The sequence below is a fragment of the Sandarakinorhabdus sp. genome (assembly GCF_040398665.1).
Classification (GTDB): domain Bacteria; phylum Pseudomonadota; class Alphaproteobacteria; order Sphingomonadales; family Sphingomonadaceae; genus Sandarakinorhabdus.
In genome coordinates this window covers 132,543-153,760 of the sequence record NZ_JBBATQ010000007.1, presented here as the reverse complement: position 1 = coordinate 153,760, position 21,218 = coordinate 132,543, and the positions used below count along the sequence as shown (strand labels likewise).

Here is a 21,218-nt window from a genome sequence, read left to right as displayed (position 1 = left end):
CACGATCGCATCAAATCCTCCCCATGTTTGTTATATTAACTGGTTCGTCCGTAATCCTGGCAACGGCCGGGTGCAAGCGTTGGCGGCGGCCCGTCCTTTGGCGGGACAGGCCAGTTCAGGCGGTCAGTTCAGGAAGGCGGTCGCACGGCAGCCAGCACCGTTGCCACGATGGCGGCGCGGCGGCGGGCGATGGTTTCGGCTACCGACATGTCCACCCCAAAGATCACCTTGATCGTGTGGCGGTTCGACACGACATAAAAGCACAGCGACGAGATTTGCAGATGCAGTTCCAGCGCATCAAGCCCGGTGCGGAACACGCCTTCGGCCACGCCCTTGTCGATGATCGCCTGCATCGATGCCACCACACGGCTGTTGCGGTCGCGGATGCCGTCGACACTGCCAAGATGTTCGGCACGGTGGATATTCTCGTTCATCACCATGCGCACGAATTCGGGATGGAGAATATGGTAATCCAGCGTGTGTTCGACATGCGCCTGCAAGGCCACCAATGCCGGCAGATCCTCGAAATGGCGGTCGGCCTCGGCTTCGCGGATGCCGGCATAATTCTGCTCAAGCACGGCGCGGTACAATTCTTCCTTGCTGCCGAAATAATAGTAGATCATCCGCTTTGAACTGCGGGTCTGTTCGGCGATTTCATCAATGCGCGCGCCGGCCAGGCCCTTGGCGGCAAATTCGGTGGCGGCTACGCGCAAGATATCGGCCCGCGTCGCATCCGCATCGTTGCTGCGCCCCTTTTGGGCGTCGGCTTCGGTGATCTGTTTTGACGGTCGTTCGGCCATGGCCTTAGTTAGCGGCTTCTGGCTTGCCAGCGCAAGCGTGTCGCCAGGGTCAGCTGTTCGCGTCCGTCACGCGCGTTTCGTCGCGATCTCGGCCGGGGTGGCAGCCGGAGAGCGGCTGCCACCCAGCGCGTGATCATGTGAGCTGCTGTTCCAGCGCGTGCAGCGTCCGATAGCAGGGCAGTACCTGGGCAACACTGGCGTTCGGCGCGTGGCCTTCGCGAATGGCGGCGATGAATTCCCGGTCCTGCAATTCGATGCCGTTCATCGACACATCAACCGCGCTCACATCGATGCGCTCATCCTTGCCGGTGAACAGATCATCATAGCGCGCCAGATAGGTGCCGGTGGTGCCGATGTAACGGAAGAAGGTGCCAAGCGGCCCTTCGTTGTTGAAGCTGAGCGACAGGGTGCAGATGGCGCCGCCAGCCGATTTCAACTGGATGGACATGTCCATGGCGATGCCCAGTTCAGGGTGCAGCGGCCCGGCCAGCACATTGGCAGCCACGATCGGCTCGCCGGTCTGCCAGGCGAACAGATCGACGGTGTGGGCGGCGTGGTGCCACAGAAGATGATCGGTCCAGCTGCGCGGGTCACCCTTGGCGTTCATGTTGCGGCGGCGGAAGAAATAGGTTTGCACGTCCATTTGCTGGATGGCGAAATCCCCGGCCGTGATGCGATGGTGCACCCATTGGTGGCTGGGGTTGAAGCGGCGGGTGTGGCCGACCATGCAGACGAGGCCCGTTTCCTGCTGCATCGCCAGCACCGCCTCGGCATCGGCAAGGCTGTCGGCGAGCGGAATTTCCACTTCGACGTGACGGCCCGATGCCATGCATTGCAAGGCCTGCGCCGCGTGCATCTGGGTAGGCGTGCACAGGATCACCGCGTCGACATCATCGCGCGCCAGCGTGTCGGCCAGATTGGTGCAGGCGTGGCCGATCCCATATCGGGCGGCGATGGCCTGTGTCGGCTCCAACTGGCGGCCAACCAGCGAGGTGACGCTGACACCTTCGATCAGTTGCAGCGCATCAAGATGCTTTTCGCCAAAGGCGCCGGCGCCGGCCAGTGCGACGCGAACGGGTTTCAGGCTCATGGGGTAGGCTCCAATTGGATATGGCCGACGGTGGCATTCGATGCCTTCACTGCCGGATTCGTGCAGAACTTCGATGTGCGGAACGTTGCGCCACGCGTCGTTGCTGCCGGCGAAGCCATCGTGTCCCATTCCTGGTTGATCAGCCCGGCGCGTGGAGCCTGCAACTGGCGGCGCAAGCCGCTGGTGCCCCACAACTGCATGTCCCGATCCTCAGGGATGCTGGCCACGGCGCCCGCGTGGTAAGCGGTGTGGCTGCAGGTACCGGGAATATCCTCGAGCCCGGCGGGATCAGCGTGGATATCCTGGCTCACAGGCCGCGTGCCTTCAATTGCGAATCGAGGCGCGGGAAGACGCGGCGGGCATTGCCTTCGAAAATTGCCGCGCGTGCATTGTCACTGATCGGCAGGGCATCGACATAGCGTTTGGTATCGTCGAAATACTGCCCTGTCGTCGGATCGATCCCGCGCACGGCACCGACCATCTCGCTGCCGAACAAGATGTTCTTGGTGTTGATCACTTCGGCCAGCAGGTTGATGCCCGGCTGATGATAGACGCAAGTATCGAAGAACACATTGTCCATCAGGTGAGTGTCGAGCGCCGGCTTTTTCAGCATGTCGGCCAGGCCGCGGAACCGCCCCCAATGATAGGGCACCGCGCCGCCGCCGTGCGGGATGATGAAGCGCAAGGTGGGAAAGCGCGCAAACAGATCGCCTTCCAGCAGTTGCATGAAGGCGATGGTGTCAGCCGCCAGATAATAGGCGCCGGTGGCGTGAAGGGCCGGATTGCAGCTGCCCGATACATGGATCATCGCCGGCACATCGAGTTCACACATTACTTCGTAGAACGGGAACCAGTAGGGATCGGTGAGCGGCGGGTGCTTGAAATGGCCGCCACCCGGATCGGGATTGAGGTTGCAGCCAATGAAGCCAAGCTGTTCGACGCAGCGCCGCAGTTCGGCGATCGAGGAGGCAAGATCAGCCTCCGGCGATTGCGGCAACATGCACACGCCGGTGAACACATCGGGATACAGGCCGACCACCCGCGCGATCAGATCATTGCAGGCGCGCGCCCACGGCACGGCCATCGTCTGATCGCCGACATGCGGGGCCATGGCACTGGCCCGCGGCGAGAAGATCGTCATGTCGGCGCCGCGCTCGCGGATCAGCCGCAGCTGGTTCTTCTCGATCGTCTCGCGGATATCGTCATCGCTTATGGCCGGGCAGTCCGGGCTGGGGATGCCGGCCTTGTAGGCGGCCTTCTGCGCCTCGCGCCACGCATCATGCGCCACCGGTGCGGTGGTGTAATGGCCGTGGCAATCGATCACCAATGGCTTTCGGGTCATGCTGCGTTTCTTCCACTGTCTGCCCGGATGGCGTTTTCTTGGACCAGGCCCTGATCGATGGCGGCAAGCCGAACTGCCGCATCGGTGACGGCCGGGATGTCGATTTCACCCAGAAGCTGCTGCCAGCCCTGGGTGGCGCTGGCCATGGCCGGCGGCACGCCCAGCGTTGCCAAGGTGGCGGCAACCTCGGCCATTTCCTCGGCGCGGCGGCGGCCGTGGCTGGTCATGCGTTCCAGCCGATAGGCGAAATCCGCTGGCGCGGCCGGCCCCAGGGAGGTCAATACTTGATCCAGCACGCCGGCGCGGCTTGCGGCGACGGCACATTCGGCGGTCAGCGCCTCCAGCCCCTTGATCATCACCGATCGGATCATCTTGATGGCGCTGGCCTGGCCGACGGCATCGCCCACGATCGTCACATCCGTGAACCCCAACGTCGCCAGCGCGTCAGCGGCGGCGTGCGCGGCAGGGCCGGACACCAGCAGCGGCACGGCGCGGCGGGCCGGGTGCACCGGCGCCATCACCGCCACATCGGCATAATGGCCGCCGGCCGTGCTGATCGCGGCGGCGGCGGCCTGTTTGGTGGCTGGCGCGACACTGTTCATATCAAGATAGAGTGCGCCCGGCATCAACACGCGCGCCGCCTGGCGGGCCGCGACCAGTGCCTGGCCGGCAGTGACCAGCGACAGGATCAGCCGGCCACCGGACAGCGCATCGCCGAGCGTGGCGGCGCCATCGACATCCATGCGGTCATAATCGGCGCGCTTGCGGGCCCATTCGCCGGGATCGTCAGTCTTGCTGTCATAGGCGCTCACGGCCCAGATGCCGCGGGCTTCATCACCGGCAAAGGCCATCGCGGCCTCACCAAAGCCGATCATGCGCACGATGGGTTCGATGGGGGGTTCCATGGCGTGTCGATGCCCGCCGTGCTGCGGGGCTGCCAAATCGGTTTACCCAAGCGGTCATTCAAAAAACGGAAGTGGCTATGTCGTGGTGATGACTGCAACCTGAGCAATGCGGGCCAGAAAATCGCGCTGCACCGGGCTGGGCCGCCAGCCGTCGCGCAGCACCACCCCGATGCGGCGGGGCGGCAACGGCAACGGCAGATCGAGCGCCGTCAACAATCCGGCCGCCAGTTCGACCTTGACCTGATCGGGCGACAGCAAGGTCAGGCAATCGGTGGCGATCAGCAGTTCGCGGATGGTCATCACCGATCCGCAGGCAACTGGTGCGGCCGGCGGGTGCGCGCCGAACAAGGCCTGCCATTGCGCGGCCAGCGGCGATCCGGGGCGGCCAATGATCCACGGATAATCCGCCAACGCCGCCAGCGTGCCAGCCTGTGCCGCCAGCGGATGGCCGGCGCGGGCAATCACCGCCAGCCGATCATGGATCAGCGGCAATTGCGCCAGATCGGCCGGTGCCGGTTCGCGCAGCGCACCGATCATCAGATCGATGGCGCCATCGCGCAGCTTTTCGACCAGATCGGCCCAGGCGCCTTCGATCACCTCGGCCTGCATGCCCGGCCACGCCGGCAGCAACGCGGCCAGCGCGGCTGGCAACAGCCGGGCGCGCGATAAGGGCATGGCGCCGATCACCAGCCGGATCGGGCCATCGGCAGGCATCAGGCTTTCCAGGCCGGCCCGATATTCGGCCGCCGCCAGCCGGAATTGCCGCGCCAGCGCTCGGCCCGGCGCAGTGAGCGCCACGCCGCGCCCGCGCCGTTCCACCAGATCATGCCCGGCCAGTCGCTCGGTTTCGGCCACGGCGCGGTGCAGCGCCGGCTGCGACAGGCCCAGGCGGCTGGCGGCTTCGGCATAGCTGCCGGCTTCGGCGAGCGCGATGAAGGCGCGCAACTGCGCCATGCCGAGATGATTGACCGGGTTGAAGCCGCGGCGGTTGGCGCGCACCAACCCGGCCGCCAGCCGCGTCTCCGCCGCCACGATGCGATCAATCAACGCGCTGCCCGCCAGGGTCGGCACCATGCCGCCAGGCAGTCGATCAAACAGCCGCACCGCCAGCCGCGCTTCCAACTGGGCCAGGCCTTGCGCCAGCGCCGGCTGGCTGATGCCGATTGCCGCCGCCGCCGCGCTCAGGCCGCCGCGCGCCGTCACCACGGGCAGGGCGCGCAGGTGGCGCAGATTGAGGCCGAACAGCAATTCCATCACCAGACTTAACCATGGCTTATGGCCTTGGTGCAAATCCGTCTTTGCCGGAGCATGGGGCTTTGGCAGCGCGGAGGCTGACATTGGCAGGAGCAGGGCATGGCAGGCATCGTGGTGCAGAAGATCGACCGGGCCGATGCCGCCACCATCGCCGGGCTGGCGGCGGCCGGTGTGGCCACGGTGCACGAGGCGCAGGGGCGCATCGGGCTGCTCGCCCCGCGCATCCGCCCGATTTATGCCGGCGCGCGCATTGCCGGCAGCGCCGTCACCATCTCGGCGCCGCCGGGCGACAACTGGATGATCCATGTCGCCATCGAACAATTGCAGGCCGGCGACATTCTGGTGCTGGCGCCGACGTCACCATGCGAGGATGGCTATTTCGGTGATCTGCTCGCCACGTCGGCGCAGGTGCGTGGCTGCCGGGGGCTAGTGATCGATGCCGGCGTGCGCGACGTGCGCGACTTGCAGGCGATGGGCTTTCCGGTGTGGTCGCGCGCGGTGTTCGCGCAGGGCACCATCAAGGCGACGCTGGGCAGCGTGAATGTGCCGATCGTCTGCGCCGGGGCGCTGGTGCATCCCGGCGATGTGATCGTCGCCGATGATGATGGCGTGTGCGTGGTGTCGCGTGCCACCGCCGATGCCGTGCTGGCCGCGGCGCAGGCACGCGAAGCTGCCGAAACCGGCAAACGCGCGCGGCTGGCGGCTGGCGAGCTTGGCCTCGATATCTATGGCATGCGCGAGAAGCTCGCCGCATTGGGTCTCAAATATGTCTGATGGCGTGACCAATGCTGTTCGGTGCATGTGGATGCGCGGGGGCACTTCGAAAGGCGGCTATTTCCTCAGCGGTGATCTGCCCGCCGATGTGGCGGCGCGCGATGCGTTGCTGCTGCGGGTGATGGGATCACCCGATTCGCGTCAGATCGACGGCATGGGCGGTGCCGATCCGCTTACCTCCAAGGTCGCGGTGGTGCAGCGTTCGGCCCGGCCCGGCGTCGATGTCGATTATCTGTTCCTGCAAGTGTTCGTTGATCAGGCCATCGTTACCGATGCGCAGAATTGCGGGAATATCCTGGCCGGCGTCGGTCCGTTCGCCATCGAACGTGGGCTGGTCGCGCCGCACGGCGATATCACGCCGGTGACGATCTGGATGGAGAACACGGGCCAGGTCGCGGTGGCCGAGGTCGCGACGCCGGGCGGGCATGTCTGCTATGCTGGTGACGCCGCCATCGATGGCGTGCCGGGTACGGCGGCTGCGATCCCGTTGTTGTTCCGCGACACGGCCGGCTCAAGCTGCGGCGCGCTGCTGCCGACGGGGCGCGTGGTGGAGGATGTGGGTGGCGTGGCCGTTACCTTGATCGACAATGGCATGCCATGCGTGGTGATCGCCGCGGCGGACCTTGGCATCACCGGCCATGAAAGCCGCGAGACGCTCGATGCCGATACTGTGCTCAAGGCCAGGCTGGAGGGCATAAGGTTGGCAGCCGGGCCGCTGATGAACCTCGGTGATGTGGCCGAAAAATCCGTCCCGAAGATGATGCTGGTGGCGCCGCCGGCCGGCGCTGGGCATATGGCGGTGCGCAGCTTCATCCCGCATCGCTGCCACGCCAGCATCGGCGTGCTTGGCGCGGTCAGCGTGGCCACCGCCGCGCTGCTGCCCGGCAGCCCGGCCGCTGCCATGGTTGCCGCGCTGCCCGATGGCCCGAACAAGACGATCGTGATCGAGCATCCCACCGGGGTCACCGAATGCGTGGTGTCGCTGGATGATGCGGGCGACGTGATCGGCGCCGGCATGCTGCGCACGGCGCGCAAATTGATGGACGGAGTGGTGTTCGCATGACCGCACGGATCAAGAGCTGGACCGACACGCCATCGAGCCCTCGTTTTGTGCCGCCGCCGGGCGCGATCGACGCGCATTGCCATGTTTTTGGCCCGATGGCGCAATTCCCGTTCAGCCCGAAGGCCAAATATCTGCCCGAGGATGCCGGGCCGGATCAGCTGTTTGCACTGCGTGATCGGCTGGGGCTGGCGCGCAACGTGATCGTGCAGGCCAGTTGCCATGGCACCGACAATCGCGCCACCGTGCATGCCATCGCCGCATCGGGCGGGCGGGCGCGCGGCGTGGCGGTGGTCGATCCCGATATTGGCGATGCCGAACTGGATGCCCTGCATGCCGGCGGCATTCGCGGCATCCGCTTCAATTTTCTCAAGCGGCTGGTCGATGATGCGCCGAAGGACAAATTCCTTGCGGTGGCGCAGCGCATCGTGCGGCTGGGCTGGCATGTGGTGGTTTACTTCGAAGCCGATATCCTCGCCGAATTGCGGCCGTTCCTGGATGCGCTGCCGGTGCCGATTGTCGTCGATCACATGGGCCGCCCGGATGTGCGCCAGGGGCCTGGTGGGCCTGACATGCAGGCCTTTCGCGCCCTGCTGAACACACGGCCTGATATCTGGTTCAAGGCGACCTGCCCGGACCGGCTGGATGCCATCAAGGACGGCGGCGCCGGCGCGCCGTGGCAGGCCTTTGCCGATGCCGTGGCGCCGCTGGTCGCAGATTATCCCAATCGCTGCCTGTGGGGCACCGATTGGCCCCATCCCAACATGGACACCGAAATCCCCGACGATGGCGCGTTGATCGACATGATCCCGCGCATCGCGCCGTCGGCGGCCCTGCAACAGGCGCTGCTCGTCGACAATCCGATGCGGCTCTATTGGCCGGAAGAGCTGGGCTGATCAGGGGCGGGGCGGGTCGATCGGCTGCCAGTGCACCGGCATGTCGCCGGTCACGTCATAGGTCCACACCAGGAAGCGCTGCAGCATGTGCGGCCCGAAGCTGTTGATGAGCGGCACGTCGGCGGCATCCCGGCCGCGCGCGATCACGATGCGGCCGATGCGGCGCATGTTGTTGCGCGGATCGAACGTGAACCAGCCACCGGCCAGATAGACCTCCATCCAGGCGCTGAAATCCATCGGGTCAGCCAGCGGCACGCCGATGTCGCCCAGATGACCGTTCACATAACGCGCCGGGATGTTGAGACAGCGGCAAAGCGCGATGGCGAGATGCGCATAATCGCGGCACACGCCAACCCGGTTTTCCAGGGTTTCCAGCGCGGTGCGGGTGGCACTGGCAGTGCCGTAATCAAAGCTGATGTGGCTGTGGACGAAATCGACCACGGCCTGCACCCGGTTCCAGCCCGGTGGGACGGCACCGAACCGATCCCACGCGAACTGGCTGAGCCGATCGGTTTCGCAGTAGCGGCTGCCCATCAGGTGGATGAGTGTATCGGCCGGCAATTGCGCGACCGGCACTTCGGCGGCAAAAGGATGGCTGGGATCGATGGGGTCTTCGCAAGCCACGATCGCATCACCTTCCAGCACCAATGGGCCGGCGGGCGCCAGCAAGCGTTGGCAGCGGTTACCGAAGCCATCGGTGTAGAAAGTGGCGGCCGCGGCGGAACTGTTACGGCGCATTTCCACCTGCACGCGGGCGCGATCCTGATCATCACGCGGCGTCATCATCAATATCAGCGGTGTTGGCTGAGCGCAGCTTATGGCGATCTGGTAGCCGCAGCGGATCAGCATGGGGTGGGCTCTGCCATGGTCAGCCGCTTGGCGCAGGATCCGCGTGTTGCCGATGACAGCCGATCGCTTCGATTTTGCAACGCTTCACTCCCGACGCTTCGAACCAAGCCAACCTGCTTCATTCACGCATATCCAGTCTGGCGCAGCCCGGGGCGAGGTTCGGAATCCACGTTGGCCTGCGGCCTGGGCTGGCAGGGCCATGGCCAAAGGCCTGCGTAGAAGCCGAAGCTGCCGGGCAATACTCATGACGGCTAATGAGGGAATGTTGCTCCGGCCATTTCCAGCGGGTCCCGATCCAGACCTTTGGCCGGAGCAGCACCGTACTGCCCCCAAAAGTGCGGCCCCATCCAGGAGAACCAGCATGAGTATTGACAAGAACCGCTTCGAAGGCGCGGGCAAGCAGGTTGCCGGCCGTGTCAAGGAAGCCACAGGCAAATTGTTTGACGACAAGGGCCTTGAAATCGAAGGCAAGGTCGAAAAGACCGAAGGCAAGATCCAGAGCGCGATCGGCAAGGCCAGCGACAAGGTCAAGCACGCGCTGGACGATTGATTTGCCGATTGTCGATGCGGGCCTGGCTGAAATTGCCCGGCCCGTCCGGCAAGATGTGCACGGTCTTGCCGCACGCAGGACGCGGCCCCGCCAATCTGCTATCCTTCGTGAATATTTCTGGAGCATCGCTATCTGAAACCCGATCAACCTGATGAGCAAGGCTCACTGGCAAGCGGCATATCTGCTGAGCGCCCGCCTGGCGGCACTGGCCAGTTCGTGGTGGCCATCGGCGGTTCTGCGGGCGGGCTTGAGGCATTTCGCGGCCTGATCGATGGCCTGCCAGCGGTCAGCGGCATTGCCTTTGTGCTGGTTCAGCATCTCGATCCAGATCATCCCTCGATCCTTGCCGAATTGCTCGGCGCGGGCACCCCAATTCCGGTGGTGGAGGTGAGCCAGGACATGCTGCTGCTGCCAGACCGGGTGCATGTGATCCCGGCGGGCGGCCGCATCGCCGTTAAGGACGGCATCTTGCACCTGTCGGCTGCGCTCAAGAACCGGGGGCCGCGGTTGCCGATCGATTTTCTGTTCGCGTCATTGGCGCATGAGCCCGGCCTGCCGGTCGTGGTGATTGTGCTGTCGGGCAATGGCGCTGATGGGGCCGAAGGCGTGCGGGCCATCCGCGCGGCCGGCGGGCATGTCATCGCGCAGGAGCCGACCGAAGCCGGTTATGACAGCATGCCGTTGGCTGCGATCGCCACCGGCTGCGTCGATGAAGTGTTGCCCGTTGCTGCGATGGGTGCTGCCATCATGGCCCGGCACGAAATCGCGGCCAGCCCCGAACGGACATCTGCGGCCGACAAGGCCACCGCAACACCGGTGCCGGATCAGGATTGGGTGCAGCCGGTGCTGGCCCGGCTGAAAAGGAGCGGGCATGATTTCAGCGGTTACAAGACCGGCACCATGCAGCGTCGCATCGAACGGCGGGCACGGCTGGCCGGCTATGCGGGCGATGATGTCGTGTCCCGTTATGTGGCGCGGCTCGACCATGATCCGCTCGAGGTCAAGGCGCTCGCCAACGATCTGCTGATCAATGTCACCAGCTTTTTCCGTGACGAGGACGTGTTTTCGGCGTTGGGCGCACAGACGATCCCGGAACTGGTGCGCACCCATAGCGGCGACGGGCCTCTGCGGCTGTGGAGCGCTGGATGCAGCAGCGGCGAAGAAGCCTGGTCGCTGGCAATGCTGGTGCAGGAAGAACTGTCGCGCAGCAAGTCCACGCTGAAATTGCAGTTGTTCGCCACCGATCTCGATCCCGATGTGATCGCCACCGCGCGGCGCGGCCTTTATCCCGGCAGCATATCGGCCGATATCAGTGAAGAGCGCCTCAAACGCTTCTTCACAGCCGAAGACGATGGCTGGCGGATCGGGCCGGGCTTGCAGGCGTCGGTGGTGTTTGCCGTCCACGATCTGCTTACCGATCCGCCATTTTCGCGCATCGACATGGTGGTCTGCCGCAACCTGCTGATCTATTTGCAGACGGCCGCCCAGGCCCGCACCTTCAGCCTGTTCCATTTCGCGCTGCGGCCTGGCGGCCTGCTGCTGCTCGGCAGCGCCGAAGCGGTGCCCAACGTCTGGCCCGTCGCTGGGCGCACTGCCGGATCACCGTTCACCCTGATTTCCAAGGATGCGCAATTGTACCGGCGCAATCCCGGCAACTGGCCGGTTGTGGCCGCGGCCGCGGCCGCCGCCGGCGCCACGCCGGCTGGATTTCCGGGCGTGGCCCAGTTGCCGTCGACACGGCCTTTGCCAAGCCTGCCGTCGGCGCGGTTGCAAGCGCTGGAAACCGAACTGGCGAGCATTCGCGCCGATCTGGCCGCCACCAGCCTGCATCCCGAAGAGGCCGATGTCGAACGCATGGCCATCCATGCCGACACCTTGTTGCGCAACCAGGATTTCCAGGCCGCAAACGAAGAACTGATCACCTCGCAGGAAGAACTGCAATCCTTGAACGAGGAACTGGTCGCGCTGAACGGTCAGTTGCAGGAAACCATCGATCGGCAGCGCACGACTTCGGACGATCTGCAGAACATCCTGTACAGCACCGATGTCGCGACCATCTTCCTGGACATGGATGGCCAGATCCGGTTTTTCACGCCCGCAACGCGCGCCCTGTTCAATATGCTGCCCGGCGATATTGGCCGGCCGCTGGCCGATCTGGCGCCGTTCACGCCTGATCCGCAGCTCGATCTCGACATGGCCCGCGTGCGCAGCGGCGCGCCGCCCATTGAACGCGAGGTCGAATCGTCGGCCGGCATCTGTTATTGCCGGCGCGTGCTGGCGTATCGCAGCCACGATCAGCAGATCGAAGGCGCGATCATCACCTATACCGACATCACCGATCTCAAGCGCAGTTCGGCCGCTTTGCAAGAGGCGCGGCAGGTGGCCGAGGCCGCCAATCTCGCCAAGTCGCGATTCCTGGCGGCAGCCAGCCACGATCTGCGCCAGCCGCTGCAGGCCCTGGTGCTGATGCAGGAACTCTTGTCCCACAAGGTGACCGACCCGGAATGCCGAAGCCTGTTGTCCCGCGTTGATCGCACGCTCGATGCCATGGCAGCGATGCTGGACAGCATGCTGGACATCAATCGCATCGAAGCCGGCGCCGTGACCATCGATGCAGGCAGTGTTGTGCTGGATGATCTGCTGCGCGAAACCGTGCAGGGGCTGGCGTTGCAGGCCGACGCGACGGGGCTCAGGCTGCGCTGGGTGCGGTCCGGTCTGGCCATCGTGTCCGACGGCCGGCATCTGGCGACGATCCTGCAGAATCTGGTGGCCAATGCGCTGAAATATACCGCGCGCGGCGGGGTGTTGGTTGGCGCACGGCGGCGCGGCCATCAGGTGTTGATCGAAGTGTGGGACACGGGCATCGGCATCCCGCCCGAAAAACTCGAAGCGGTGTTTCAGCCTTATCATCAGCTTGGCCCGGCCGCGGATGATCGCAGCCGCGGGCTCGGCCTTGGCCTGGCGATCGTGCGCAGCATGGCCGAACTTCTGGGCCACCATGTCAGCCTGCGTTCCCGCGTTGGCCGTGGATCGGTTTTCAGCATCAGCGTGCCATTGGCGCCAACCGATGCAGCCGCTGTTCCGGCCAGCGGCACCAATGCTATGCCGGCGGTGGCCGCGTTGCCATCGCCGCCGCCGACCGGATCGCGCATCCTGGTGATCGATGACGACCCGCAGTTGCTGGAATTGCTGGAATTGATGCTGCGTGACGATGGCCACAACGTAACAACGGCTCGCGATCAGGCTGAGGCGCTGGCAGCGCTGCTGCCCACGGCGCCCGACCTGGTCATTTCGGATTTCCGACTGGCCGACGGTCGTGACGGACTGGAGCTTGCGCAGACCCTGCGCACGTCGGTGCACCAGTCCAGTGGCCGCAACCTGCCGGTGATCATCCTGACGGGCGATATCTCCATCGACACGCTGGTGCGCTTTGTGGCCCACGAGGTGGTGCGTTTGTCGAAGCCGGTGCGGCCGACAGAGCTGCGCAGCGCCATTGCCGGGCTGCTGGGCCGCCAGGCGCCGGATGCGGTGGTGGTGCCGACCAACTCGGCCACCACGGCCAGCCAGAATATCGTGCATGTGATCGATGACGATCCTTCGCTGCTGCGCGCACTGGGATTGCTGTTGTCGGCCGCAGACCTGCCGATCCGGTTGCACGCGTCGGCGGAGGATTTCCGCGCCAACTGGCATCCGGACAGGGCGGGCTGTCTGCTGATCGATGTGCGCCTGCCAGGCGAAAGCGGCATGGATTTGCTCAAGAGCCTGAAAGCGGCCGGCACGCTGCCACCCACCATCCTGATCACCGGGCGCGGCGATATTGGTACCGCCGTCGCAGCGATGCGCGCCGGCGCGATCGATTTCATTGAAAAGCCGGTCAGCGGGACACAGATCGTCGAGAGCATCCGCCGCGCGTTGGCCAGTGGCGAAGGTCGCAACGCCGCCGAGGCAGAGCGTGCCGCTGCGCTGGGCCGGCTTACAAAGCTGACCGTGCGGCAGCGTCAGGTGATGGCCATGGTGCTGCAGGGCCACCCCAGCAAGAACATCGCCGCCGATCTGGACCTGAGCCAGCGCACCGTTGAAAATCACCGCGCCGAAATCATGCGCCGCAGCGGTTGCCGGTCGTTGCCCGAACTGGCGCGCCTGGTGATGTTTGCCGATCCAGCCGCAATCGGCTTCGGCTGACGCTGCTGCCCCAGTGCCGAGCCGGCGGCTTTTCGAACTTGGAACCAGGTGAGCGCCGCCGATGCGATTGTGCATCAGGCATTGGCGCGGGGGAGGCGGCAATGCCACGGTCGCGGGGGGCGATGATTGGGCAGGCCCACCTGGCACAGTCTGTCTAGTCGCTATCGCAGCCGCCGGGCGAGTGGCGGATTCTACCCAAAGTGACGAGCGCGCCGCTTCATAGATTACGCTGGAAAGCGGCTGGATGCCCCGCGAGGATTCGAACCTCGATTAACGGTGTCAGAGACCGGAGTCTTACCTTTAGACGACAGGGCAGTGGCCAGAGGGAAGGCATTAGCGCCGGGTGGTCTGTCGGTCAACTCCTGCACGGTTCGCTCTGCCGTTGGGCGGATTTGCGTTTGTGGGGTGAAGTGGTTAGCTTGGTGGCAGGTTCCGTTGCGACGCGATGCCCATCAAGATTGATGGTCATCGGCCAAGACGGGAAAATTCTTGACTGGACTTGCCGATGCCGGCCCGAACTGATTTTGCCGGGATTGATCCCGGCCCGTCGGCCCCACCCGGCGGCCGACAACCGGCAGCGCCGCGCAGCGGGCCGCTGCCGCGCAACGGTGCCACGGTTGCCAAGCGCGGGCGTTCCTATGGCGCGCTGGATCTGGGCACCAACAATTGCCGGTTGCTGATCGCGCGCCCATCGCCGGATGGCTTTACCGTGGTGGATGCCTACAGCCGGGTGGTGCGGCTGGGGGAAGGCCTGATGGAGGCCGGGCGCCTGTCCGACGCCGCCATGGACCGCACGGTGGCAGCGCTGGCCGCCTGCGCGGAGAAACTGGCGCGGCGTGATGTGCGGCTGACGCGCAATGTCGCCACCGAAGCCTGTCGCCGCGCCAGCAATGGCCTGGCCTTTGTCGAGCGTGTCTATGCCGAAACCGGTATCGCGCTTGATGTGATCAGCCCGGCCGAAGAGGCGCGGTTGGCGGTGCTGGGCTGCCATGTGCTGATCGATCCCGATGGCCCGCCGGCGCTGGTGTTCGATATCGGCGGCGGATCGACCGAACTGATGCTGGTTGGCGATGCCACCGATGGCGGTGGCCCGCCGGAAATCATCGACTGGATCTCGATGCCGTGGGGCGTTGTCAGCCTGGCTGAAACCGAGCCGCAATGGCCGGACGCGCACGACCGCCTGGCCGCCTATGAACGCATGCTGGGCGAAGTGCAGCCACTGCTGGCGGGCTTTGCCAATCGCCTGACCGAACGGGGCGTGGGCACGGTGCAGTTGCTGGGCACATCGGGTACCATCACCACCTTGGCCAGCGTGCAGCTTGGCCTGCCTGGCTATGATCGGCGCCGGGTGGATGGCTGCGCGGTGGGGAACAACGAATTGTCGGCGCTGTGCCGGTCGATCGGGCTGCGCAGCGTGGCCGATCGGGCCCGCATCGCCTGTGTGGGGCCGGACCGTGCCGAACTGATCGTCGCCGGCTGCGCCATCCTGGAGGCCATCCTGACGCGGTGGCCGGGCGGTGACGTCAAGGTGGCCGATCGCGGCATTCGCGAAGGCATATTGCGCACGCTGATGACCCGCGACGGCGTCTGGATGCCGCGATGAAGGATCCCATGCAGTGAGTGGTCAACCGACCGGTGGCGATGGCCGCTCGCGCGGCGGCAAGGTGCGGGTGAAAACCGCGCGGCGCCGCAGCCCGCAATCGACACGCTGGCTGGAACGGCAGCTCAATGATCCCTATGTCGCGGCGGCCAAGGCGCAGGGCTATCGTAGCCGCGCCGCCTTCAAGCTGAAGGAGCTTGATCAGCAATTCGATGTGCTGGCCGGGGTGGAGCGGGTGGTCGATCTGGGCGCGGCACCGGGCGGCTGGTGCCAGGTGGTGAAGGAACGCCGGCCAAAGGCCCGGGTGGTGGGGATGGACCTGCTCGCCATCGAGCCGCTGGCCGGGGTCGATCTGTTCCAGAAGGACATTACCGATGATGACAGCGAGGCACTGATCCTCGCCACCCTGGGCGGGCCGGCCGATGTGGTGATGAGCGACATGGCCGCCAACACGGTCGGCCACAAGATGACCGACCATCTGCGCACCATGGGCCTGATCGAGGCCGCGCTCGACATGGCGACTCGGCTGCTGCGGCCGGGCGGCAGCTTTGTCGCCAAGGTGCTGGCCGGCGGCGGTGACGGGCAACTGACCGCGGCGCTGCGGCAGCATTTCACCGTCGTAAAGCACGTGAAGCCGCCAGCCAGTCGCAAGGGTTCGAGCGAGTGGTATGTCGTGGCGCAGGGCTTCAAGAGCACGGCACCGATCGTGCCCTGACGCAGGCATTGCACCGGACGGGCGAGGCTGGCAGACTTTGACCATGCGCACCCTGATCCCCCTCCTGGCTCTGCTCACCGCTGCGGCGCCACCTCCGCAGATCGATGTCGAGCAGATGAAGCGCGACATCGCGACCCTGGCGTCCGACGAGTTCGAAGGGCGCGCGCCGGCCACCGCCGGGGAGGCCAAGACCATTGCCTATCTCGCCCAGCGCATGGCGGCGATCGGCCTGAAGCCCGGCAACAACGGCCAATGGCTGCAACCGGTGCCGTTGGTGGCGATCACCACCGATCCCGCCGCGCCAATCCGTATCGCAGGCGGCGCTGCGCCGCTGTCGCTGGCGATGAACAGCGATGTGGCGGTGAAGAGCCTGCGGGCGCAGCCGCGGATTGCGGTGGACGCCTCCGATATCGTGTTCGTCGGCTATGGCATTGTCGCGCCGGAACGCGGCTGGAACGATTATGCCGGCCTTGATGTGCGCGGCAAGACCGTGCTCGTGCTGGTCAATGATCCCGATTGGCAGACGCCGGCCGCCGGCAAGGACGCCGGGCCATTCGAAGGCCGGGCCATCACCTATTATGGCCGCTTCACCTACAAATATGAAGAAGCGCTGCGCCAGGGGGCGGCCGCCGCGCTGGTCATCCATGATGAAGAACCGGCCGGCTATCCCTGGGGCGTGATCGGCACCAGCGTCGGGCGGCCGGCGCTGGATCTGGATCATGGGCCGAATGGCGCGCCGGCGCTGCACTATGAAGGCTGGATCACCAAGGCCGCGGCAGGCCGGGTGCTTGCGGCGGCCGGCCTCGATCTGAAGGCGCTGGAGGCGGCGGCGAAGATCAAGGGCTTCCGTGCCGTCCCGACGAAGCTGACCGCGTCGCTTGACGCCGACAACAAGGTGGAACGGTTGCTCTCCCACAATGTTGTGGGCATCCTGCCGGGCACCAAGCGCCCTGACGAAGTGGTGTTGTTTTCGGGGCACTGGGATCATGTCGGCCGCTGCAAGGCCGACGCAACGGGCGATGATATCTGCAACGGCGCGCTCGATAATGCCTCGGGCACCGCCGGGGTGCTGGCGCTGGCCGGGGCGCTGGCCAAGGCACCGCGGACGGAGCGGTCCATGTTGTTCGTTTCCTGGACGCTGGAAGAGGCTGGGCTGCTCGGTTCGCGATATTATGCCGAACATCCGCTGTTTCCGCTCGGCAAGACGGTGGGCGGCGTCAACATGGATATTCTTGGGTTTTACGGTGCCCATGATGGCCTGACGATTGCCGGGGCCGGGCGATCGGAGCTGGAGGCGATGGCGGCGCGGCTGGCGGCCGTGCAGGGCCGCCGGCTGGTGCCGGAAGCCTCACCGGAAAAGGGCCGTTATTTCCGGTCCGACCATTTCAGCCTGGCCAAGCTGGGGGTGCCGATGCTGATGGCCATCGGCGGCGGCGAACTGATCGGCAAGCCGAAAGGCGCGGCTGCGGCGGCTGCCAATGATTATGTCGATCATCGTTACCATCAGCCGTCCGACGAATATGATCCGAATTGGGATTGGGGCGGCGTGGTGCAGGATCTGACGCTGTTTGCCGAATTCGGCCACGAACTGGCCGATGGCAAGGATTGGCCGAACTGGCTGCCCGGCAGCGAGTTCCGCAGCATCCGTGACCAGAGCCGGGCGGGGTTCAAGGAATAGCCTCCGGCCGGCTCTTGATGTGGCAGGATCGCCGCCGGTCGCAACAGGCTGCCCCATAACGCTGCCCCATAACGCTGCCGTTGCGTCGCGCCACAGGTTCCGGCAAGCAGCAGCCATGATGAGCACGCGCCAATGACCGCCCGCCAGCCCGCCGAATGGATGCCGCACGCCGCGACCTGGACGGCGTTTCCCAGCGCCGCCGACCTGTGGGAGGATGATCTTGCCCCGGCGCAAGCGGAAGTTGCCGCCATGGTGCGCGCGGTGGCGCGCGGTGAGCGGGTCGAACTGCTGGTGGCCAATGCCGAAGCGCGGGCGCGGGCCGAGGCGTTGCTGGCCGATGCCGATGTGCGCATCCATGATTATGGCTTTGGCGATATCTGGCTGCGCGATACCGGGCCGTTGTTCATGGCCTCCCCGGTCGGCGCGGCGGCGGCGGGGTTTCGTTTCAACGGCTGGGGCGGCAAATATGATCTGCCCGGCGATGATGGCGTCGCGGCGTTTGTCGCCAAGGCCGCCGGGGTGCCGCTCGCCCGCCATGGCTGGGTGCTGGAAGGCGGCGCCATCGATTGCGACGGCACCGGGCTGGCGGTGACCACCGAACAATGCTTGCTCAACCCCAACCGCAACCCCCGGATGGACCGGATCGAGGTGGAAAGCCATTTGCGCCGCGATCTGGGCATTGATCGGGTGCTGTGGCTGGGCGAGGGCCTGCTGAACGATCACACCGACGGCCATGTCGACAATCTGGCGCGCTTCGTGGCGCCGGGCCGGCTGGCGCTGCCGGTGGCGGCGGGGCGCGATGATCCGAACGCCGATGTGTATGAAGATGCTGCCGATCGTGCCCGCGAATTCGGCCTGGACATCGTGCCCATCCCGTCACCGGGGCGGGTGGAGGCAGACGGCAAGATTGTGCCGGCCAGCCACATGAATTTCTACATCGCCAATGCCGTGGTGGTGGTGCCTTTGTATGGCACGGCCAGCGATGAGGACGCGGTGAAGGCGATTGCCGCGCTGTTCCCGGACCGCGAGGTGCTGGGCATGCGGGCGGACCATATCCTGACCGGCGGCGGCAGCTTCCACTGCATCACCCAGCAGCAGCCGAAATAGTCCTTCTGCCCCCGGAGCCTGCCCCGGACTTGATCCGGGGGGAGGGGGAATCCGCAGCGAGACAGCTGCACCGGTCTGCGCCGGATCGCTTCCGTACATTCGAATGAGAAAGAGCCTCCGGATGCAGGAATCCGGTCTGGACTTTTGACACATTGGACGAATCCGTCGGGATTCAGCCTTGAAATTGCACGAATCTTCGTAAAATCTGCCGTCTGTCGATGATCAGCCAGCAAGGCCATCATGACAGGTGCAGGCCGTGTAGGACAGGCCGCGACGGGTTCACGCATGGCGGAACTGGCGCATGGCCTCACCCGCCCACCGCTGTGCGGCGGGCCCCTCCCTCTCCCTTGAAGGGAGACGGGTTGGTCGGTCTTCCCCGCGCCACAATCACGCGCTAGATCGCCGCCATGACCCGCCTCATCACCATCGCCGGCTTGCAACTGGCCTTTTCCGGCCAGCGTGACGCCGATATCGCCATGACGGCCGCCGCCGCGCGCAAAGCCGCCGCGGCTGGCGCGCAGGTCGTGCTGCCGCCGGAATTGTTCGAAGGCCATTATTTCTGCCGGCATGAGGATGAAGGCCTGTTTGCCAATGCCATGCCACTGGATCGGCATCCGGCAGTGGCGGCGATGCGCGAGGTGGCGCTGGAGACGCGCACCCATATTCCGTGCTCCTTCTTCGAGAAGGACGGCCCGCACCATTACAACAGCCTGGCGATGATCGACGATGGCGGCAATGTGATGGGCGTCTATCGCAAGAGCCACATCCCCGATGGGCCGGGTTATGAGGAGAAATTCTATTTCCGGCCCGGCAACACCGGTTTCAAGGTGTGGCCGACGAAGCATGGCGTGATCGGCGTCGGCATCTGTTGGGACCAATGGTATCCTGAAACCGCGCGCGCCATGATGCTGATGGGCGCCGAGGTGCTGCTCTACCCCACTGCCATCGGCACGGAACCGCATGATCCCTCGCTGGACACGCGGCGGTTGTGGCGGCGCGCGATGGTCGGCCATGCGGTATCGAATGTCGTGCCAGTGCTGGCCTGCAACCGCATCGGCACCGAAGAAGCCGGCACACCGCACGCGCAGACATTTTATGGCACCAGCTTTGCCTGCGATCAGCGCGGTGACATTATTCATGATCTGGATGACGCGACGCCCGGCGTGGTGCAGGCGACGTTCGATCTCGATCTGGCAGCCCGGCACCGCGCCGCGTTCGGCTTTTTCCGTGATCGCCGGCCGGAGCTTTATGGGCGGCTGGCGCAGGACATCTGAGGTCAGATATTCAGATCGACTTCGACGCCGGGCTCGAGGCCAACAGCATGGGTGGCAGCGGCGAAAATTCGCGCTTTGGTCGCATTGGACTCGTTAGTGCCGACCAGCCAGCCGTCAACCAAGGCTCTGTGATTGCGGGCTGCGATTTCAGGCTTGCTAGGATAAATGTCGGCGACCGTCCTGGCGATGTTGTTGCGTCCGCGTGTAGCGACAGCTTCCGCGATTTTTTCTTGTTCGTTGGGGAATTGCCCGAACAAGGCACTTAATGCGGCGACGAAGGCCTCAACAGCGTTACGACCGACCCCGGACTGATTGCGAATGCGCCAACGCACGCCTTCCTTGCCAGGCTGGGACGCTTGAATAGGCGTTGGCGCCATGGCCAACTCAGCCGGCGCTGGTGACGAAACATGCGCCCGTCTGGTTGGAACCCGCGCCAAAGCCACCGGGGTCGTTCCATCGAGAATGCCAATCTGGTTTCGCAAAAACGCTACGAGGGCTTGTTCTGAGGGACGATGGCCTGACAGGGCCTCCGTCCGCTCGCTTAGCAGTTGGATCAACTCTCGGTCTGGAAGCTGGAGAATTTCCGCCCATGCTCGCGGCATGGAGTCTGCTGCAATCCGTCCATTGGCACGCTCCTGATAATCGGATTGTGCATCAGACAGCGCTGTTCGATCAATGATCCGAGATTTTTGAAGATAACGGCGAAAACGCGCAACGATCTCGTCGGTCTCACGTTCGATCATGTCGATTTGATAGACGCGGCGTTCCTCATAGCTGCCGTGTTGGCCGGGCAGATAGAAATTCCAAGTCCGGCCATCGGTAAGCACAGCCATCGGAACACCTTCGTGAAATGCATATTCGAACAACTGGCGGTCGGCCTCTGCCGATCTACCGACGCCTTTCACTTCGACGAAGATAATCGGGCGTTCTCCGGCTCGCGCAGAAAGCGCATAGTCAACGCGTCCTCGCGGATTGACAAATTCTGGTTGAACCTCACGTGGGTCAGTATCGTCCCACCCTAATACGCGCATAATAGGGACAACAATACCGGTGGAAACAGCGCGCTCATTGGGATAGCCGCCAGTCAGCAATACGTTCCTGATCCGCTCAATCAAGTCGTGCATAAAGCACCTTGTCTGCTA

The 21,218-nt window shown here is 64.9% G+C and carries 18 protein-coding genes and 1 tRNA gene; 10 read left to right on the top strand and 9 right to left on the bottom strand.

Features of this window, described 5'->3' with window-relative positions:
- Positions 1–128 precede the first annotated feature (128 nt).
- From ABWP22_RS10865 to ABWP22_RS10840, 6 genes are all read right to left on the bottom strand, one after another.
- A complete protein-coding gene (locus tag ABWP22_RS10865; RefSeq protein WP_353199990.1) occupies positions 129–800 on the bottom strand; it encodes a TetR/AcrR family transcriptional regulator in 672 nt (223 codons plus the stop codon).
- A gap of 133 nt (positions 801–933) precedes the next feature.
- Complete coding sequence (locus ABWP22_RS10860) at positions 934–1,890, bottom strand: Gfo/Idh/MocA family oxidoreductase (protein WP_353199989.1); 957 nt, start codon at positions 1,888–1,890, stop codon at positions 934–936.
- Positions 1,887–2,201, bottom strand: coding sequence for a class III extradiol ring-cleavage dioxygenase family protein (locus tag ABWP22_RS10855; RefSeq protein WP_353199988.1), 315 nt, complete (start codon positions 2,199–2,201; stop codon positions 1,887–1,889). Before ABWP22_RS10855 ends, ABWP22_RS10860 begins: the two co-directional genes overlap by 4 nt.
- Entirely contained in the window at positions 2,198–3,232 is a 1,035-nt protein-coding gene (locus tag ABWP22_RS10850) for an amidohydrolase family protein (protein WP_353199987.1), read from the bottom strand. The genes ABWP22_RS10855 and ABWP22_RS10850 overlap by 4 nt, the downstream gene beginning before the upstream one ends.
- Entirely contained in the window at positions 3,229–4,137 is a 909-nt protein-coding gene (locus tag ABWP22_RS10845; protein WP_353199986.1) for an NAD(P)-dependent oxidoreductase, read from the bottom strand. Before ABWP22_RS10845 ends, ABWP22_RS10850 begins: the two co-directional genes overlap by 4 nt.
- Positions 4,138–4,212: 75 nt before the next feature.
- Positions 4,213–5,391: a LysR family transcriptional regulator gene (locus ABWP22_RS10840; RefSeq protein WP_353199985.1), complete on the bottom strand. Its 1,179-nt coding sequence runs from the start codon at positions 5,389–5,391 to the stop codon at positions 4,213–4,215.
- Between the two features lie 99 nt (positions 5,392–5,490).
- Here ABWP22_RS10840 and ligK point away from each other — a divergent pair, with 99 nt between their 5' ends.
- The 3 genes from ligK to ABWP22_RS10825 are packed head-to-tail and all read left to right on the top strand — an operon-like array spanning position 5,491 to position 8,121.
- Positions 5,491–6,165 (top strand): 4-carboxy-4-hydroxy-2-oxoadipate aldolase/oxaloacetate decarboxylase, encoded by a 675-nt coding sequence (ligK, locus tag ABWP22_RS10835; protein ID WP_353199984.1) that lies wholly within the window; start codon positions 5,491–5,493, stop codon positions 6,163–6,165.
- Entirely contained in the window at positions 6,158–7,228 is a 1,071-nt protein-coding gene (locus tag ABWP22_RS10830; protein WP_353199983.1) for a 4-oxalomesaconate tautomerase, read from the top strand. Before ligK ends, ABWP22_RS10830 begins: the two co-directional genes overlap by 8 nt.
- On the top strand, positions 7,225–8,121 hold the full coding sequence (locus ABWP22_RS10825; RefSeq protein ID WP_353199982.1) for an amidohydrolase family protein: 897 nt from the start codon (positions 7,225–7,227) through the stop codon (positions 8,119–8,121). Before ABWP22_RS10830 ends, ABWP22_RS10825 begins: the two co-directional genes overlap by 4 nt.
- On the opposite strand, the gene ABWP22_RS10820 is transcribed toward ABWP22_RS10825, so the two are convergent.
- On the bottom strand, positions 8,122–8,907 hold the full coding sequence (locus tag ABWP22_RS10820) for a transglutaminase-like domain-containing protein (protein WP_353199981.1): 786 nt from the start codon (positions 8,905–8,907) through the stop codon (positions 8,122–8,124).
- A 424-nt stretch (positions 8,908–9,331) separates the two neighbouring features.
- Here ABWP22_RS10820 and ABWP22_RS10815 point away from each other — a divergent pair, with 424 nt between their 5' ends.
- Positions 9,332–9,520, top strand: a complete 189-nt coding sequence (locus ABWP22_RS10815) for a CsbD family protein (RefSeq protein ID WP_353199980.1) — start codon at positions 9,332–9,334, stop codon at positions 9,518–9,520.
- Between the two features lie 216 nt (positions 9,521–9,736).
- The gene (locus ABWP22_RS10810; protein ID WP_353199979.1) at positions 9,737–13,702 is read left to right on the top strand and encodes a CheR family methyltransferase; all 3,966 of its coding nucleotides are present in this window, start codon (positions 9,737–9,739) and stop codon (positions 13,700–13,702) included.
- Positions 13,703–13,943: 241 nt separating this feature from the next.
- On the opposite strand, the gene ABWP22_RS10805 is transcribed toward ABWP22_RS10810, so the two are convergent.
- Positions 13,944–14,017 (bottom strand) — tRNA-Gln (locus ABWP22_RS10805).
- Between the two features lie 190 nt (positions 14,018–14,207).
- On the opposite strand from ABWP22_RS10805, the gene ABWP22_RS10800 reads away from it, so the two are divergent.
- The 5 genes from ABWP22_RS10800 to aguB all read left to right on the top strand — a co-directional run bounded on the left by ABWP22_RS10800 (position 14,208) and on the right by aguB (position 20,076).
- Positions 14,208–15,305 (top strand): Ppx/GppA phosphatase family protein, encoded by a 1,098-nt coding sequence (locus ABWP22_RS10800; protein WP_353199978.1) that lies wholly within the window; start codon positions 14,208–14,210, stop codon positions 15,303–15,305.
- Positions 15,306–15,318: 13 nt separating this feature from the next.
- A complete protein-coding gene (locus tag ABWP22_RS10795) occupies positions 15,319–16,017 on the top strand; it encodes an RlmE family RNA methyltransferase (RefSeq protein WP_353199977.1) in 699 nt (232 codons plus the stop codon).
- A 43-nt stretch (positions 16,018–16,060) separates the two neighbouring features.
- Positions 16,061–17,695 carry a M28 family peptidase gene (locus ABWP22_RS10790; RefSeq protein WP_353199976.1) on the top strand — a complete coding sequence of 545 codons (1,635 nt, stop codon included), beginning with the start codon at positions 16,061–16,063 and terminating at the stop codon, positions 17,693–17,695.
- Between the two features lie 132 nt (positions 17,696–17,827).
- Entirely contained in the window at positions 17,828–18,802 is a 975-nt protein-coding gene (locus ABWP22_RS10785) for an agmatine deiminase family protein (RefSeq protein ID WP_353199975.1), read from the top strand.
- A gap of 407 nt (positions 18,803–19,209) precedes the next feature.
- Entirely contained in the window at positions 19,210–20,076 is an 867-nt protein-coding gene (aguB, locus tag ABWP22_RS10780) for an N-carbamoylputrescine amidase (RefSeq protein WP_353199974.1), read from the top strand.
- Positions 20,077–20,078: 2 nt separating this feature from the next.
- Here the strand turns inward: aguB and ABWP22_RS10775 are convergent, their stop codons facing one another.
- On the bottom strand, positions 20,079–21,200 hold the full coding sequence (locus ABWP22_RS10775) for a hypothetical protein (RefSeq protein WP_353199973.1): 1,122 nt from the start codon (positions 21,198–21,200) through the stop codon (positions 20,079–20,081).
- Between the last annotated feature and the right edge of the window lie 18 nt (positions 21,201–21,218).

Bases quoted from the DNA above. Each gene is read 5' to 3' on its own strand.
- ABWP22_RS10865 (WP_353199990.1), bottom strand. From the start codon at position 800: ATGGCCGAACGACCGTCAAAACAGATCACCGAAGCCGACGCCCAAAAG.
- ABWP22_RS10860 (WP_353199989.1), bottom strand. From the start codon at position 1,890: ATGAGCCTGAAACCCGTTCGCGTCGCACTGGCCGGCGCCGGCGCCTTT.
- ABWP22_RS10850 (WP_353199987.1), bottom strand. From the start codon at position 3,232: ATGACCCGAAAGCCATTGGTGATCGATTGCCACGGCCATTACACCACC.
- ABWP22_RS10845 (WP_353199986.1), bottom strand. From the start codon at position 4,137: ATGGAACCCCCCATCGAACCCATCGTGCGCATGATCGGCTTTGGTGAG.
- ABWP22_RS10840 (WP_353199985.1), bottom strand. From the start codon at position 5,391: ATGGAATTGCTGTTCGGCCTCAATCTGCGCCACCTGCGCGCCCTGCCC.
- ligK (WP_353199984.1), top strand. From the start codon at position 5,491: ATGGCAGGCATCGTGGTGCAGAAGATCGACCGGGCCGATGCCGCCACC.
- ABWP22_RS10830 (WP_353199983.1), top strand. From the start codon at position 6,158: ATGTCTGATGGCGTGACCAATGCTGTTCGGTGCATGTGGATGCGCGGG.
- ABWP22_RS10825 (WP_353199982.1), top strand. From the start codon at position 7,225: ATGACCGCACGGATCAAGAGCTGGACCGACACGCCATCGAGCCCTCGT.
- ABWP22_RS10820 (WP_353199981.1), bottom strand. From the start codon at position 8,907: ATGATGACGCCGCGTGATGATCAGGATCGCGCCCGCGTGCAGGTGGAA.
- ABWP22_RS10815 (WP_353199980.1), top strand. From the start codon at position 9,332: ATGAGTATTGACAAGAACCGCTTCGAAGGCGCGGGCAAGCAGGTTGCC.
- ABWP22_RS10800 (WP_353199978.1), top strand. From the start codon at position 14,208: ATGCCGGCCCGAACTGATTTTGCCGGGATTGATCCCGGCCCGTCGGCC.
- ABWP22_RS10790 (WP_353199976.1), top strand. From the start codon at position 16,061: ATGCGCACCCTGATCCCCCTCCTGGCTCTGCTCACCGCTGCGGCGCCA.
- ABWP22_RS10785 (WP_353199975.1), top strand. From the start codon at position 17,828: ATGACCGCCCGCCAGCCCGCCGAATGGATGCCGCACGCCGCGACCTGG.
- aguB (WP_353199974.1), top strand. From the start codon at position 19,210: ATGACCCGCCTCATCACCATCGCCGGCTTGCAACTGGCCTTTTCCGGC.
- ABWP22_RS10775 (WP_353199973.1), bottom strand. From the start codon at position 21,200: ATGCACGACTTGATTGAGCGGATCAGGAACGTATTGCTGACTGGCGGC.